This window comes from Nostoc edaphicum CCNP1411, from assembly GCF_014023275.1.
Lineage (GTDB): Bacteria > Cyanobacteriota > Cyanobacteriia > Cyanobacteriales > Nostocaceae > Nostoc > Nostoc edaphicum_A.
Map to the genome: position 1 here is coordinate 5,045,001 of NZ_CP054698.1, position 17,092 is coordinate 5,062,092.

The 17,092-nt window shown below is 41.6% G+C and carries 10 protein-coding genes; 8 read left to right on the top strand and 2 right to left on the bottom strand.

Features of this window, described 5'->3' with window-relative positions:
• Positions 1–53 precede the first annotated feature (53 nt).
• The gene (locus tag HUN01_RS24045) at positions 54–830 is read left to right on the top strand and encodes an ABC transporter ATP-binding protein (protein ID WP_181928290.1); all 777 of its coding nucleotides are present in this window, start codon (positions 54–56) and stop codon (positions 828–830) included.
• A 100-nt stretch (positions 831–930) separates the two neighbouring features.
• On the opposite strand, the gene HUN01_RS24050 is transcribed toward HUN01_RS24045, so the two are convergent.
• On the bottom strand, positions 931–1,596 hold the full coding sequence (locus HUN01_RS24050) for a GIY-YIG nuclease family protein (protein WP_181928291.1): 666 nt from the start codon (positions 1,594–1,596) through the stop codon (positions 931–933).
• Between the two features lie 159 nt (positions 1,597–1,755).
• On the opposite strand from HUN01_RS24050, the gene HUN01_RS24055 reads away from it, so the two are divergent.
• Positions 1,756–2,685 carry a carbohydrate ABC transporter permease gene (locus tag HUN01_RS24055; RefSeq protein ID WP_181928292.1) on the top strand — a complete coding sequence of 310 codons (930 nt, stop codon included), beginning with the start codon at positions 1,756–1,758 and terminating at the stop codon, positions 2,683–2,685.
• Between the two features lie 128 nt (positions 2,686–2,813).
• Here the strand turns inward: HUN01_RS24055 and HUN01_RS24060 are convergent, their stop codons facing one another.
• The gene (locus HUN01_RS24060; RefSeq protein ID WP_181928293.1) at positions 2,814–8,723 is read right to left on the bottom strand and encodes a translocation/assembly module TamB; all 5,910 of its coding nucleotides are present in this window, start codon (positions 8,721–8,723) and stop codon (positions 2,814–2,816) included.
• Positions 8,724–8,988: 265 nt separating this feature from the next.
• Between HUN01_RS24060 and HUN01_RS24065 the strand changes: the two genes are divergently transcribed.
• The 6 genes from HUN01_RS24065 (at position 8,989) to HUN01_RS24090 (ending at position 17,083) form a co-directional block, all read left to right on the top strand.
• Positions 8,989–9,417 carry a DUF3110 domain-containing protein gene (locus HUN01_RS24065; RefSeq protein ID WP_181928294.1) on the top strand — a complete coding sequence of 143 codons (429 nt, stop codon included), beginning with the start codon at positions 8,989–8,991 and terminating at the stop codon, positions 9,415–9,417.
• Between the two features lie 116 nt (positions 9,418–9,533).
• On the top strand, positions 9,534–10,460 hold the full coding sequence (gene murQ, locus HUN01_RS24070; protein ID WP_069074893.1) for an N-acetylmuramic acid 6-phosphate etherase: 927 nt from the start codon (positions 9,534–9,536) through the stop codon (positions 10,458–10,460).
• Between the two features lie 528 nt (positions 10,461–10,988).
• Positions 10,989–12,188 (top strand): response regulator, encoded by a 1,200-nt coding sequence (locus HUN01_RS24075; protein WP_181928295.1) that lies wholly within the window; start codon positions 10,989–10,991, stop codon positions 12,186–12,188.
• A gap of 499 nt (positions 12,189–12,687) precedes the next feature.
• Positions 12,688–13,050 (top strand): response regulator transcription factor, encoded by a 363-nt coding sequence (locus HUN01_RS24080; protein WP_069069929.1) that lies wholly within the window; start codon positions 12,688–12,690, stop codon positions 13,048–13,050.
• A 124-nt stretch (positions 13,051–13,174) separates the two neighbouring features.
• A complete protein-coding gene (locus HUN01_RS24085) occupies positions 13,175–13,648 on the top strand; it encodes a chemotaxis protein CheW (RefSeq protein ID WP_181928296.1) in 474 nt (157 codons plus the stop codon).
• Positions 13,649–13,774: 126 nt separating this feature from the next.
• Positions 13,775–17,083 carry a GAF domain-containing protein gene (locus HUN01_RS24090; protein ID WP_181928297.1) on the top strand — a complete coding sequence of 1,103 codons (3,309 nt, stop codon included), beginning with the start codon at positions 13,775–13,777 and terminating at the stop codon, positions 17,081–17,083.
• Positions 17,084–17,092: the final 9 nt, after the last annotated feature.

The following is a 17,092-nucleotide window of genomic DNA, read 5'->3' on the forward strand; positions in this document are numbered from 1 at the left end:
ACGCCTCTCTAAAAATTGTTGTTTACTACATCTTTCATTTTTGATTTTCTGAAATGCCACTCGAACTGCAAAACCTCACAGGCGGTTATACCACAGTACCAATTGTCCAAGACATTAACCTTACTCTGCAAACAGGAGAATGGTTGAGTTTAGTTGGTGCTAATGGCTCAGGTAAATCTACTTTACTCAAATTGCTGAGTCGTATTCTCTCGCCACAATATGGAACGGTGCTACTTGATGGTAAGGCAATTCACTCTCAACCCCCAAATTTAGTTGCACAGAAACTGGCATTATTACCGCAACAACAAACGGTTCCCGTTGGGTTAACAGTGCGACAATTAGTAAGTTTAGGACGCACGCCGCATCAACCTTGGTGGCAATGGGAACTAAACGCTGAAGATTGGCTCAAAGTTGAAACTGCAATTAAAAAGACACAACTAGAAAAACTGAGCGATCGCTTAGTCGAACAACTATCAGGCGGTGAAAGACAACGGGCTTTTTTAGCTCTAGCACTAGCGCAAGAGCCAAAAGTTTTACTATTAGATGAACCGACAACTTTTTTAGATATCAACTATCAGTTGCAACTATTGGAACTGCTCAAAGGACTGAATCAGCAGCAGGAATTAACTATTATTACAGTTTTACACGAACTGAATTTGGCAGCACGGTATAGTTCCCGTATTGGATTATTAAAACAGGGTCATATTTGGGAAGTTGGTACACCGGAACAAGTCCTGACACCAAATGCGATCGCACAAGTCTTCGGTGTAGAATCAGTGATTATTCACACACCTGTCGGATTACAGGTTTGTGCCATTTCTGCTGTTTAAAATCTGCCAAGCTAGCAAAATCTAAATACTTGGATACTCTATTCTGTAAAGATATGAGGGTATCCAAGTGGGGAAATAAGCAGAGGGCTTAACACTCATCCTAAGACTTGGTTTCTTGTGTCTGTGCGTCGATAATTACACTCCAGTCATCATTTGTCACAGCAGCTTCAAGTTGACGCTGACGTTCGGCTTCACTGGCATTTATTGTTTCTGACTCTTTAGAGAGAGTTGTGTCAGCCATTGCTTTCCGCAGTTTTAGCTTTTTCTCCTCATAGGCTTGGCGTTCCGCCTCTGACATTACCGCTTTTGCAGCTTCGCCTACCGTGCTAGCCCACATTCCGCGATCAGTTGCGTTACCAGGTGGTGTACTTTCGAGTTCTGCTATCCACGCATCTCGCAAATCTTCCATTTCTTGACGCTTGGGGAACTTGAATGCTTGCACGCGGACAAAAGCACACTTTTGCTTACCATTTTTAGTGACATGACCGTTTAGGGAAAGCAATACATTCCGAGAATAGCCAATGTGCTGTGTACAGCGTACTGCGTCCAATACTGCGTAAACACCTGCAATTTTAGCATTCTGAGCAGCTGCACTCCAAGTCTCAAGATCAATGATTTCAGTACCATCGTTTGCCAGTTCAGGGGTTATACTCACCTCAATGGCGGTGTGTTCGTCATCGGAACTATACAAAAAGTCATGTAGTCCACGGTGGTTTATGGGGACATTTTGATGTTCAATTGACGACGAGTTGTGCTGAGTTTCCATTGCAGTTGATCTCCAAGTTATTAATTAGCGATGCCAATGGCAAGCGCGAAGCGCTACGTAAATATATGCTCTTAAAATATTGAAGCTTAAATCTACTCACATCCCCAAATTCTTTTTCTTAAGGATTTTGACCAAGCAAAAACAACTATTAGAATTTATATGAATCAATTGACGCCTAAAAATTGGATATTCATCAAACAGAGACTAACTCCTTATTTATTTTTACTACCCGCTTTGGTTCTTTTGGGTTTAACTGTTTTTTGGCCTGCACTGCAAGCGTTTTACCTCAGTTTTACTAGCTATGAAGATATTGCCCAGCCGCCACTATGGATAGGTTTCGCAAACTTTCTCAAGCTTTGGAAAGATGCAGTTTTTTGGAAAACCTTAGAAAACACTTTTCTATATCTTGTTGGTGTAGTACCAATTTTAGTAATTGCTCCCTTAGTACTGGCAATATTGGTAAATCAAAAACTGCGGGGGATGAATTGGTTTAGATCGGCATACTACACTCCAGTGGTAATTTCAATGGTGGTTGCGGGAATAGCTTGGAAATGGCTGTACGCAGAAAACGGATTACTTAATCAGTTATTTAAAGCTTTAGGTATTTTTCCAGAAGGTATTCCTTGGCTGACTAGCCCAGACAAAATTTTTGGTATTGTACCAATTTCTCTTGCCAGCGTTATGGCTGTCACCGTGTGGAAAGGACTAGGCTACTACATGGTGATTTATTTGGCGGGGTTGCAATCAATTCCCGCTGATGTGTACGAAGCCGCTGCAATTGATGGCTCGTATGGAATCAGCAAACATTGGGATATTACCATACCTTTAATGAAACCGTATCTAGCACTAGTGGCGGTAATTTCGGCTATTTCTGCAACCAAAGTATTTGAAGAGGTATACATTATGACCCAAGGGGGACCACTCAGTAGCTCGAAAACGATTGTTTATTATCTATATGAGCAAGCCTTCAACAATTTGGAAATTAGCTACGCTTGCACAATTGGGCTAGTGCTATTTTTGATAATTTTAGGGTTATCAATTTTGCGATTAGTTATTAATCAACAGGATGGGGATAATATCACAATTTGATATTTAAACTGCACAAAATCAAGCTTTGTAAGACAAGCTATTGATAAGCAAGGACAAAAGGGAATAACAAGGATATGAATTTTGGATAATGGTAAAGTGATGCCTACGCCCTTTCAATTATTTTTTATTTAAAACCGCGTTTGATACTCCACTACTGCACGACTATCATCGGTTAAATTAGTGGAAGCACGCACACGAAATTCATCGTTTATTCGGTAATTAACACCCCATTGGAAGGGGTCATTAGTTGTTAAAATTTTAATACTAGAAACGGATATTTTAGAAGTAATGTCAACCCCAGCCTCTGCTGCTAATTCTAAAGTTGAATTGCTTCTTCCAGCTTCGGGATTCTCAGAAATAACTGTAGGAAATATCCGTAATTCACTTAAACCAAATGTACTGCCAATCTGGTTAAAAGCTGACTGAAAATTGTTGAACACAGCCGAGCCTGCAATGTTAATTAGACCTAAAGTACTGTCAGCACGTCCTTGGGTGTCTACAAATCCACCTCCTAAAAGAGCAACAATTTCGGTTTGACTACGTGACGGACTGCTTGTTAGTTCTAGATTTTCGTTTAGTTTGCTGGCGAGACCGTTGATAGTGGCTTCGACTCGAACACTTTCTAAGGATGATAAACCTGTGGTATTTATCCGGCTGAAATCATTACTTTGAGTTACGTCTAGTACTTTGGCAAATAGCCGAATATCTAAGTCGGGGTCGCGGGGTTGAGTGGGACTAAATGTTGCGGTATGTTTATAGCCACGAGCAAGGTTAAATTGGGTAGTAAATAAATTTACACCACCTTTTTCTAACTGGATAGTGCCGTCGGGTATTGGCTGATTGATTAAGCCGTTAACTATGAGATTACCAGTGGCGCGGAAGTTAAGAATAGGGGGACGGGTAATTTGGACGTTTTTGCCTAGTTCTAAATCTAGATTATTAAATCTAGCGATCGCATTTCCCATTTCATTCCCAATTTCAGCTTTACTCTGCTTATTATCTTTTGTGGGTGATACACCAAGACCGCTATCATTTGCAGATGAAGTCGTGTCAGTAGATTCTGCCAGCAACACCTGACCATCAAATAAGTTTACTTTACCGCCAATTACTGGGCTAAGGGCAGAACCAGTAATCTGCAAATTGCCGCTAGCACCTCCCTGGTAAAGTCCCTTCAGATTCAACGCTAGCTGATCGAGATTAACAGTCAGGGGATTGTTGATAGTCGCGTTCTCATTGTTGAAGATGGGAATTTCCCCAGATGCTTCTACCTTCCCACGGCTAAATCTACCTTCAAGATTTTCTACTAAGATGCGGTCAAAATTAAACAGTACTCTACCTGTTACACGTCTGAGTTTACCTGGCAAAGCCTGGGCTGAAAAAGTAGCATTACTAATAGTAGCAATTCCATCTACTTCGGGTTTTTGCAATGTTCCGCGTACCTTGAGGTCTATTTCTCCTTCACCTTTCTCAAATACCACTTGATTAGTTAATGCGTTTAACAGTGCCAATCCCTCGTTTTCCAATTTCATATCCAAACTGATTTGCTCACTGTCTGGTGCGACGGAGGCAAAAGGCAATTTATAAGGAATGCTGCCAGTAATATCAACAGGTTTTGGCCCAGCAACGGCTACAGTACTACCAAAATTTAAGCGTCCGTTGGCATAGCTGAAACTTGCGATCGCTGACTCTATTTTATTCTGATTTAGTATTCCTTCTGTAATTTGCAATTCCCCTCTAGCTTGGGGATTAGCAATGCTGCCTGCTAAAGCTGCTGTACCGTTAAGATTCCCTGTGATTCCAACTGGTAGTTTGACAACATTATTCAATAGTTGTACGGGAAAATTGTTCACTCGCAACTGGCCAGATTGTTCATCACCGCCAACGTTACCAGTGAAGGCAATCAGCCTGTTTTCAGATTCGAGCCGTAATGGTCGCAAACTTAAAACACCATTTTCAAAGTTGCCTTCGGCAATCACTTTGTCGGCAGTATAAAAACGATTTTTTTCTTCCTTTTTACCCCAGGCAAAGTTTTGTCCATTCAAATTAAAATCCACTGATAATCCATTGGCTGTAGCTGTATTTACAGCCACCTCCCCGTTGAAAGTCCCCTTTAAATCTGCCAAATCTGGTATGGGAGTGGAATTAAGTCGCTGTTCTTCCTGTTCTGCTACCAAAGCTTCAATTTCAGAAAACCGTTGGATTTGGGTTAATAAGGGTTGATTTGGCGCTCCTTGGGAGGTGGTGGTTAGATCCGCTGCTGTGCCGTAGATTTCTGCTGAACCACCTGGCAAATTTTGTAAATCAAATATCTGTGCTACAGATAAAACATCTTGGATCTCTCCCTGGTTGACGTTCAGTTTACCTTGTAGTTGAGGCCCTTTAGGGCTTTGGGCAAAAGTACCGACAAGAGCGTAGCTACTTTTTCCTTTGACAAATTCGCTACTAGCGAGTGTGGCTTTCCCGTCACCGTAGCGGAATTGAGCAGCTATTCGATCGCCTTTAACCCGGCCAATTTGCGGATTAGCGATCGCTAAATTCCCCGTTGTTGCCAATGTCTGCTGATTAAACAGCAAATCCCCAGTTAACAATCCAGCTATCTTACCAGTACCCAGGCGAGTAATTGGCGGCGGAGTCAAATTCAATATTTGTAAGGGGAAATTGGCAACTTTGAGCGCCCAATCATTCCCTTGAACATTACCTGTTGCTGATGCTTGCTGCCATTTGACTAAGAAGGATTTCGGACGATTATTGGCATCTAAATTGAAGGCCAGGCGATCGCTATTTCCTGCCAAGTTCAAATTTAAACCGCGTCCCTGTGCTGAATCGATGTTTCCAGTCAACAACGGCTCAAAAGCAATATCTTGAACAACTAAATCTCGTAAATTAATTTGCCCTACTACATTTGGCAAGGGCAGCTTACCAGTGATTTGACCATTAAAATCAACTCTCCCCGCCACAGCAACCTGATTAGGAAGATTGATTGGTAACTGTTTTAAGTTGTAATTCTGCGCTTGGACGTTGAGATTTAATGCAGTAATTTCCGGTATGCCCGCTCCCTTAGCATTGGCTAATATGTTACCAGTAACACTTAAACCGGGAGCAGTTGCTCGCTCAATGGTCAGCCTTTCACCACTCCAAGCGATCGCAGCCGTCAGAGGTTGCTCAAGACCAGGGATACCTTGGGATAATTGCACCTGTCCAGCAGCACGCACATCAGCTAACTTGGATGATCCTAGCGTGCCAGCTAATTGTAACTGACCGCCAAATTGACCCCGCAATTGCTGATTTAACCGATTTAATTCCACACCGGAAGCATCAACTACAGCTTGATAGCGACCATTAGCCAATTGGATATTAGAAGCTGCGATCGTTCCACCTGCAACATCCAACCGTCCTTGACCGCTGGCTTGGATGGTTTGCGGTTGGAACGATTCAATAGAACCCGCCACGTTTGCTTGACCAGTTAAGGCTCCCCGGAACTGCGGGGGTACTGCTGCCAACTGCTGCAACGGTAGATTATTTGCTTGAACTTGTGCCTGATATACACCATTACCGACTTGGATATTAGAGGCTGTAATAGTTCCACCTGCAACATCCACTCGCGCTTGACCTATAGCTTGGATAGTTTGTGGTTGGAACGATTCAACAGAACCCGCCACGTTTACTTGACCAGTTAACGTCCCTCCAAACTGTGGTGGTACTGCTGCCAACTGCCGCACAGGTACATTCTTAGCCTGAACTTGCGCTTGATATACACCATTACCGACTTGGATATTATTGGCTGTAATAGTTCCACCCGCAACATTGATCCGCGCCTGACCGCTGGCTTGAATAGTTTGCGGTTGAAACGACTCAACAGAACCCGCTACGTTGAACTGACCAGTCAACGCCCCTTGGAACTGCTTTGGTAATGTTGCCAACTGTTGCACAGGCACATTTTTAGCTTGAACTTGCGCCTGATATACACCATTACCCACTTGGATATTATTGGCTGTAACCGTACCACGACCAATAGTAAGGCGGCCTTCCCCAGTGCCACTGAGGGTTTTCAGACTGAAATTATCTCTGTTGCCTGCGATTTGGAACGTACCCGCCAATGGATTATTTAAAGCTGGGGGAGACTGTTTCAATATCCGCCCCAACCGCACACCATTAGCTATAAGTTGAGCAGAGAAGCCTTGGTCTTGTAGTTGGACATTAGAAACTGCAACCGTGCCGCCACCAATTTGAACTCCTGCACCATCACTGCGAATCGTGGCAATTTCAAATGGTGCTGTGCTGCCTGAGAGGATGAGACGACCATTAAACTGTGCCCCCGCCAACGAGACATTTTGCAGTTGACTTTTATCTACAAAGGGTTCCAATTTTACCCCAGAGGCAACAGCCACAGCTTGCCAACGATCATTGGCATAACTACCAGTTGCCCGTACTTTACCACCACTTACATTCAGAGCCACATTACGGAAAGAGACAGTGCGATTTGGAGCGATCGCAACTTCGCCAGTTCCAGGGTAAGTTCCGTTAGGAGCTTGGAATCTTACCACAGTTTGGACATCGGTAGGAGCGCCGGTTAGTTGGGCTGTAGCTGAGACATTGCCGATTTGGAAAGCGGGTGTTGTTTCATAAACTTTTGCGATCGCATCCCCTGGAACATTCTTGGCAGCAAAATTTAAATCCAGTCGCGGGGTTTCACCGAGTTGAATTTTACCAGCGCCCGTGATCTCACCACCAACTTTGGCTTTACCTTGAATATCTTTTAGGGTAATTAAAGAGGAACTAGTAACAAGCTCAAACTTACTACTGATGCTATTAAAATCAACTTTATCAATCCGGGCAGTTTGAATTGTGGCAACTGTACCTGAGAGAATTGGTTCTTTAGTTGATCCGGTAATCTGCAAGTCTGCTTGTACTTGTCCAGCGATCGGTACAGGTAGTTTTACCTTGAGAGTCTCTTGGGCATTAGCCAAACTCACCGCATTTACACGCCCTGCCAACTTAAAGCCTGCTTGAGTGTCGATAATTCCCGTAGCCACTAGGGGAATTTTACCGTAGTTGGTAGTAATATTATCTAACTGCAACTCCGTTCCCTGAAAGCGGAGATTTCCTTGACTATTGCTCAACAGTTGCGGGACTTTGGGTATTTGAAGTGTTACCCCTTGCACAGTCGCACTGCCATACAATAAAGTATCCTGTCCTGGCATCAACCGAACTAACAAGTCGCCATTGGCTCGACCAGTCAGTAAGTTCACTGGTAACTTAATTAGTCGAGTAATATCCGCAGCCAGCAAGTCTTGCGATCGCAACTGAAAGTTACCCGCTAGCACCTTAGATTGCGTCTCACCCTGAATGGAAATATTACCACCACTATCTGCATGACCCCCCACTTCAAACCTGACCAACTGGTTATTTGCTAAAAGCTGTGCAGATCCGTTCAGTTGAGAAAATGTTATGGGAGATGAGGGGGATGTTGCTCCCCCTGCCCCCTGCCCCCTGCCCCCTACTTCCTCTGCCCTCTCCTGCGGCATCAACGCCAGCTTGGCATTGCGAAACCGCAAATTGTCCAAATCGGTTTTAATTGCGCCGCCTTCACCTGACGGCGCTAAATTAGTGGAAACCCAGCGCCCTTGGTCATCTTGGTCAATGTAAATATCTGGATTGACTAAGGTAACATCTAGCTTTAAGTGGCGGTTAAAGATTAGTTGTGGCAGGTCAAAACCCACCTCTACAGCTTCGACTGCGGCCCGATCTGGATCTGTGGGTGTGGCTGGGATAGCTGAAGCCCCAAACTCCACTCCCGTCAACGAAAATTGTGTGACTCTTCCCAGTTTTACCGGACGGTTGAGTGTAGTCGTGAGACTTTGTTGTGCCAAAGGCGTTAATTCTGTTTGGACAAAAGTCCACAACCGCCAAATACCGATGATAACTCCTAACAGTAAAAGTCCGCCCAAAGTAATGCTACCCCGACTCAACACCAGCAACCACAGACGCTTGCGGATAGGGGACGGGGAGAGAATATCTTGATTGGGAGTTTTAGTCATTTGCTTTCACTGTATTAATTGCCAGATGTCGCTGGCACACACAAGCATTAACTGGCACATTGATTCAGTATGCCATTTCCAGGATACGCCAACTAAACCCAAGACCTCATTAGTTAAGTTACGGTATTTGCTTGATTCAATACTTATGCTTAATAATATTGGCGTTTTCAGGAAAATCTGATCTCAATAGAGTGAAAATTGTTCCTGTGACTTTCGCTGAAGCACAACCTAGAACTTTAATATGAATAGACCTTAAAAAAGACAGATGATTACACCAATGCGTGTCTTTGTATTAATTTTTAATGCTCGAACGGAAAATGAGGGGATTCACACGATTCGGGAGGGCGATCGCAATAAAATTCTGATGTTCGAGTCAGAAGACGACGCCACCCGCTTTGCTCTGATGCTGGAAGCTCAGGATTTTCCCGCACCGACACCAGAGCCGATCGATGCTGAGGAAATCAAGGAATTTTGCGAAAGTGCTGGATATGAATGGGAAATCATCCCAGAAAACAGCAATTTAGTTGTCACTCCCCCAGAATTGAATGTCGAAGAAACTGATTGGCAAGCAGACGCCCAGAAGGAGGATACTGTTGAAGACACCTTCCCTCTCAATCAACAGCCACTAGAAGAACCAGAATTGTCTGATTCTGAACTAGAAAAGATGCGTCGCAAATTGGAAGGATTGCTGTAATTAGTCATTAGTCATTAGTCATTGGTCATTGGTCATTGGTCATTGGTCGCTAATTGACTAATGACAATAGACATAGGCGGCTTACTGTAGGACAAATGACAAATGACAGAGGACAAATGACAAACTTGCAGGAACGTGGGCATCTTTTAACAGAGCTGGTAAATCCTAACAGTCTAAACTTAGACCAACTCAGTTCTCTGGAATTAGTGGAGTTGTTTAATAACGAAGACCAAAAGGCAGTCGCAGCAGTTGCAGCGGCAAAAATTCAGTTGGCTGAAGCAATTGAGCGCACCGCAGAGCGTTTGCGCCACGGAGGACGCCTATTTTATATTGGTGCAGGGACAAGTGGCAGGTTAGGGGTGTTAGATGCTGCTGAGTGTCCACCTACTTTTTGTACACCCCCAGAGTTGGTACAGGGGATTATTGCTGGTGGCGCTGGGGCACTGGTACGTAGTTCCGAAGATTTAGAAGACAGTATCGAAGATGGTGAGGCTGCGATCGCTGGGCGACATATTACCCAGTTAGATGTCGTAGTCGGCATTACCGCTGGTGGGACAACGCCTTATGTCCACGGTGCGCTTCATGCTGCTCGTCAGCGAGGAGCCATTACTATTTTTATCGCCTGTGTTCCGGCTGAACAAGTTAGCTTTGATGCCGATATTGACATTCGGCTATTGACAGGGCCAGAAATCATTGCTGGCTCAACTCGTCTGAAAGCTGGTACAGCTACAAAGTTAGCTTTAAATATTCTTTCTACCGGGGTAATGGTCAAACTAGGCAAAGTTTATGGCAATCGGATGGTGGATGTAGCGGTAACAAATCAAAAGTTACGCGATCGCGCTTTGCGAATTTTGCAAGACCTCACAGGTTTAAGTCGGGAAGCTTCTGGTTTTTTACTAGAACGCAGTGGTAAATGGGTGAAGCTAGCGCTATTAATGCACTGGACTGGTTTAGAAAAAGACGAAGGTGATCGGCTTCTTTCAGAACACCAAAGTAATCTCAGGGAAGCTGTTGTCAGCTATCAAAACCATAAGCAACCTTGAAAAATTTTCCTAAATAAATATTCTAATAATATGGCTGCTACTTCTCTTAGTAGCACGCCTTTTTTTTAGAAAAATATTCTCTAGAAAAGCTAACATTAAATAGCACTATTAAGAATAGTGAATTTAAATAAATATTTTTAACATTTATTCTCAATTCCAATAAATAAAGCATGACTCTCTAAAGACTGCTAATGTTTTTTAAACAAAAATTCAGAACTTATACGGATATGATTCAGTATGAAAATTATTAAAATAATATATCAATACTAGACACATCACGATGTGGACTATGGCAACCTCCTTAAGTCATAAATATTAGCAGAAAACTAAAGTCTGCCAATAAAACTCTATGCGAGATAAATTATTTCACAGCATAGTTTTGCTATCTTCTCATCTTCCTTGCTTTTAATAATCTTGATTTAGACTGCTATATACCAAATGTATTTCCACTTATTCACATATCTGCTGACCACTATATAGCTAGCGTGGGTTTTTTAAGGGTTGGCTTTTTTACAAAAGGAACAAACTATGTCCCAGCGGGAAGTTATTTCAAATAATCTAGTAAATGAATTTAAAACTTGTACTCAGCTACAATATAATGGCAAATTAAATATTAAGAGTTCAAAGGGCAGCCAATGGACTTTTTACTATCGGCTGGGACGAATAGTTTGGGCAACAGGGGGAACTCATCCCTTCCGACGTTGGCGTAGACATATAGCTCAAAATTGTCCGCAGATTGATGTTGATAAGTTGCAGTTGCGTTTGCAAGACCTATCAATCGATTACTGGGATTATCGCCTTCTAGAAGTTTTGTATAAAAAACAGAAAATCCAGCGAGATCAGATTAACTCTATTGTCGATAACACGATAGCAGAACTATTATTTGACCTAGCTCTGCAAGGAAACTTTGCATCTATAAGTTGCAATCGCAGCCAAGAAGTTATCTTAGAAACTCCAATGAGCTTCACGAGTGCAGAAATGTCTGTAAAGCATATGCAAGACTCGTGGAAAATTTGGTCAGAAGCTGGTTTAGCAAATTTTTCTCCTGATTTGGCACCAATTCTGCGGCGACCAGAACAACTTGAGCAGATGGTAAGTCCATCTGTCTACAAAAACTTTGTGAATTTAATCAATGGTAAATTCACTCTGCGAGATTTAGCCATGAAAATGAAGCAGAGTGTACTACCCCTCACGCGTTCCTTGCTTCCCTATATCCTTAAAGGAATCATTGAATTGGTGGAAGTACCTGACTTGCCTTTAGGAATTACTGAAGTCAACAATAACTCTACCACCACACAAGCAAAAAAGCGGATTGCTCCATTAGTGGCTTGCGTTGATGATAGCCCTCAAGTATGTAAAATGCTAGAGGATATTATCACTTCCAATGGATTAAGGTTTGTCAAGATTCAAGATGCTGTACAAGCTCTACCAATTCTCATTCAGGATAAACCAGACTTGATTTTCTTGGATTTGATTATGCCAGTTGCTAGTGGTTACGAAATTTGTACTCAGTTGCGACGAATATCTACCTTTTCCAACACGCCAATAATTATATTAACGGGCAGTGATGGTCTTTTAGATAGAGTTCGTGCCAAAGTGGTTGGTTCTACAGATTTTCTCACTAAACCTGTAGTGGCTGATAAGGTAATGAGTATAGTACGTAAATATTTACCTACACCGACTGTATCCACCGAAAAGAGTAAATCTAATTTAGAGGTTTGCAATTAGGAAGAATTAGAGGCTATTTTTTACTCTGAATTCTTCTGCAAAATTTATAGACTTTTCACCTCAGTAAAAATTAAATTATTGAGGTCAAACTATTTTATATTTCAGATTTACTCCAGCAATCAAGTCACTGGCTCTGTTAATTAATTTTAAATTTTGGATTTATTATCGCTTTTAGATTCGCTGACTTTCAGGCATTTTAAATTTTGGAGTTTTCAATCAAAAATTCCAAATTCGATGATAAGAATATTTTATATTTAAATACATATTAAGTTATGTTTATTACGTACTTTTTCTGAGGTTGATACATAAAGATTGAACCAAAATTAGACAAATACAAATTTTTGTATTTATAGCAGTCCTATTTGATTTGTGAAATATTGGTTAGGGCAAAGGGGTTAGGGCTAGTCTCTAGTCCCTTCCATGTCTTGTTTGGGAAATCATTTAGGATTTGGATATCTAATTTGTTTACATTTTGAGAAAAATTTAACGAGTAATTACCATGAATACTGTTTTAGTTGTTGAAGATGGCTTAACAGATATGGAAATAATCAGCCGTTACTTACAACAGGCAGGTTATTCTGTGATGAGCGCCACTAGCAGTGAAGAGGCTCAAGACAAAATAGATAAAAATAAGCCAGACCTAATATTTCTCGACGTAATTTTACCGGGGAAGAGTGGCTTTGAAATTTGCCGAGAACTGAAAAATAATCCCAACACTAGCAAAATACCTGTAGTTTTTTGCTCTACAAAAAATAGTGATGTAGATAAAATTTGGGGTAATATGTTGGGCGCTGATGGTTATCTATCAAAACCGATTGATCGAGACGAGCTAGTGGTAATTTTAAAGCGATTACTTAATTAGTAAAAATGTCATAAATCAACAATCCCTAGAAGTTACTATTTCTCAGTTAGAACCTCTACAAAAACAAACAATAACTGTAAATAGTGGCTAAAGATAAATAATAAATGACAAAGGATTAATAACTTTGGAAACACAGGAAAAGTTTTTAAGTTTTAATTTGGGAGTAAGTGATACAGCCGTAATTTCGTTACAACACATTACAGAAGTTTTGCAAGTGCCATTACCTGAAATATGTGCCGTTCCTCAAATGCCTAGTAGCGTTTTGGGTATTTATAACTGGCGTGGTGAAATGCTTTGGTTAGTGGATTTAGAGGAAATGTTAGGTTATCCTCCAATTTCGCAAGGGCCAAATTTACTTTCAAGAATGATGGCGATTGTTCTGGAAAACAAGGGTAAATATTTGGGCTTATTGGTGCGACAGCTTATAGATATTGAATGGCTGGATACTAAGGAAATGAAACCTGCAACTGCTGAATTATTTTATCCGAAAATATCACCTTTTTTACAGGGATACTTTATTAGCGATTCGGAGGACATGATTTTTAATTTGGATGCCACAACTATTATCCAAGCTCCCATGTGGGGGATTCATAATTGAACATTTAGTAATGGTTAATTAGGTAGAGAATTTTGACAATTCTTTATCTTTAATGACCAAATGCCAAATCATTCTTAGCTGCCACATATCAAATTATTATCTATCACAAGTTTTGAGGTTAATCAAATGACGTTTTTGTATAACAGTAGCCAGGAAAATGAGCATCTAATCTCTGAATTAGAAAATCAAAATGGTAACGCTAATATAGCGAATATTGCTAGCAATGAAATAACTTTATTAAATGCGATTGCTCAGGAATTTAAAACTTGGCGGCGACAATTGCAAGACATCACAACTCACATGCGCCAAGCACCAGACCTAGATACACTACTCAAAATCACTGTAGCGCAGATTAGAGAAAAGATTGGCTGCGATCGCGCCTTAATTTATCAGTTTACTTCGCGGGAATCAGGTAATGTTTTAGCAGAATCTAGAACATTAGGTTGGACACCGACTTTAGGCGAAAATATTCCCGGAATTATTTTTGGCTTATATACCAATCAAGACTATATAGAATCTGTAGTTATTGACGATATTAATCAGATACAACTTACACCTTATCAAAAGCAACTGCTAGATAAATTTCAAATTAAAGCTAGTTTAAGTTTGCCGATTTTAGTAGAAGGTAAAGTATGGGGATTACTGTCAGTAAATAATTGCTACTCAATACGACAGTGGCAAGAAGTAGAAATTAGTCTACTATCTCAAATTACAACAGAACTGACCTATAAATTACAGAGCTTTGAATTCCAAAAAGAACAGCAACAGCGGCTACTAGCAAAAAAATCGGTAGCTAAAGTCATCGACAAAATTTTGCGAGCATCAAATGTCGATAAGCTTTTTCAAACAACCACTCAAGAAGTACGTCAATTATTAAAGTGCGATCGCGTCGGTGTCTATCGCTTCAAACCTGACTGGAGTGGCGAGTTTGTCGCTGAGTCAGTGGGTAATGGTTGGGTAAAAATGGTAGGCCCTGATTTTTACATGGTCTGGGAAGATACTCACTTACAAGACACTCAAGGAGGACGTTATGCCAAAGGTGAAACCTTTGTGGCCAATGACATTTATCAAATGGGTCATTCTCAATGTCATATTGACATTTTAGAGCAGTATGAAATGAAGTCTTACGTCATTGCGCCAATATTTTCTGGAGAAAAACTATGGGGTTTGCTGGCAGCTTACCAAAATTCTGGGCCTCGTGATTGGCAACCTTGGGAAGAAAGCTTTGTCACTCAAATTGGACTGCAATTTGGTGTGGCTATCTCACAAGGGGAATATCTGGAACAAGTGCAGACGAAATCTGACCAACTAGCTCAAATAGTTGAACAAGAGAAAGTTTTCACTAAGATAGTCAACCGCATCCGACAATCTTCAGATGTAGAAAGCGTCTTCAAAACAACCACTCAAGAAGTGCGGCAATCACTACAATGCGATCGCGTCGCTGTCTATCGCTTTAACCCTGATTGGGGTGGCGAATTTGTAGCTGAGTCTGTGGGTACTGGTTGGACAAAACTGGTAGGCCCTGATATTAAAACCATTGTGGATGATACTTACTTGCAAGAAACTAAGGGAGGTAGGTATGTTAGAGGTGAAAACTTTGTTGTAAATGACATCTATGAAGTAGGGCTTGCTCCCTGCCATATTGAGATTTTAGAGCAGTTTGAAGCCAAAGCTTACATAATTGTTCCTATATTCTTCGGGGAAAAATTGTGGGGCTTGCTGGCAGCTTATCAAAATTCCAGCACCCGTGAATGGCAAACCTGGGAAGTGAACTTTTTGGTTCAGACTAGCTTGCAATTTAGCCTAGCTAAATCACAGATCGACTATTTGGAATTAGTGCGGGTGAAATCTGATAAATTAGCTCAGATAGCAGAACAAGAGAAAGCTGTCACCAAAATAAGTAACCGGATTCGGCAATCTTTAGATGTAGAAGAAATCTTCAAAACCACCACTCAAGAAGTAAGACAATTACTGCGATGCGATCGCGTTGCCGTCTATCGTTTCAATTCTAACTGGAGTGGTGAATTTGTAGCGGAATCAGCAGGTCATCTTTGGGTAAAACTGGTAGGCCCCGACATCAAAACCGTCTGGGAAGATACCCATTTACAAGAAACTCAGGGAGGTCGATATGTCCAGGGTGAAAGCTTTGTTGTAAATGACATCTATCAGGTAGGTCATTCTCCTTGCCACATTGAAATTTTAGAGCAATTTGAAGTCAAAGCTTATGTAATTGTTCCTGTATTTGCTGGGGAACAATTGTGGGGCTTGCTAGGAGCTTATCAAAATTCGGTAACTCGTGATTGGGAAGAATCGGAAGTCACTTTGTTAGCACGTATTGGCAGCCAGTTAGGACTGGCATTACAACACACCGAATATTTGCAACAAGTACAAGCGCAGTCAGCAAAATTAGCAGAAGCAGCAGCGCGGGAAAAGGCAGCTAAGGAGTTACTACAACAACGATCTATTCAACTCCTAACAGCCCTTAGACCCGCTCTCAACGGCGATTTAACGGTACGCGCACCAATTACAGAAGACGAGCTAGGAACGATCGCTGACGCCTACAATAATACCCTACAAGCGCTGCGGCAAATCGTTATTCAAGTACAGGGCGCTGCTCAACAAGTTGCCCAAACTTCTAGCAATAGCGACGCTTCACTGGCCGGACTAACCAATCTAGCACAACAGCAATCCGAGGAAATTACCGCAGCATTAGGCGAAATTCAACATATGGTGGACTCTACTCAAGCTGTTGTGGCGAACGCAGAGTTAGTGCAACTAGCAGTGCAACAAGCCAATCAAACTGTAGAGTCTGGTGATACTGCGATGAACCTGACTGTAAAAGCAATCCAAGGAATTCGTGAAACCGTTGCTCAAACCAGCAAAAAGATTAAACGCCTCAGCGAATCTTCGCAAAAAATCTCCAAAGTGGTGAATTTGATTGGTAATTTTGCCACACAAACAAACGTACTGGCTCTGAATGCAGCCATTGAAGCCACTCGTGCAGGTGAATATGGCAAAGGCTTTGCTGTCGTAGCTGATGAAGTCCGTTCTTTATCTCGCCAATCAGCAGCAGCAACCATCGAAATTGAAAAATTAGTTCAGGAAATTCAAGCAGAAACTGGGGAAGTTGCAGTAGCGATGGAAACTGGCATTCAACAGGTGGTAGAAGGTACAAATCTTGTCAGTGACACTCGCCAAAACTTAAATGCGATCGTTTCTGCAACTGCCGAAATTAGTCAGCTAATCGAGCGAATTACCGCAGCGACTCAAAAACAAATGGCGCAATCTGTAACAGTAACTAAATCAATGCAAGATGTAGCAGAAATTGCTAACAAAACCTTTGCTGAATCTCAAGAAATTGCTACCGTGTTCCAAGATTTATCAGGTATGGCGCAAGAGCTATTAACAACTGCTAGCAAGTTTAAAGTCAAATGAATTTTAGAT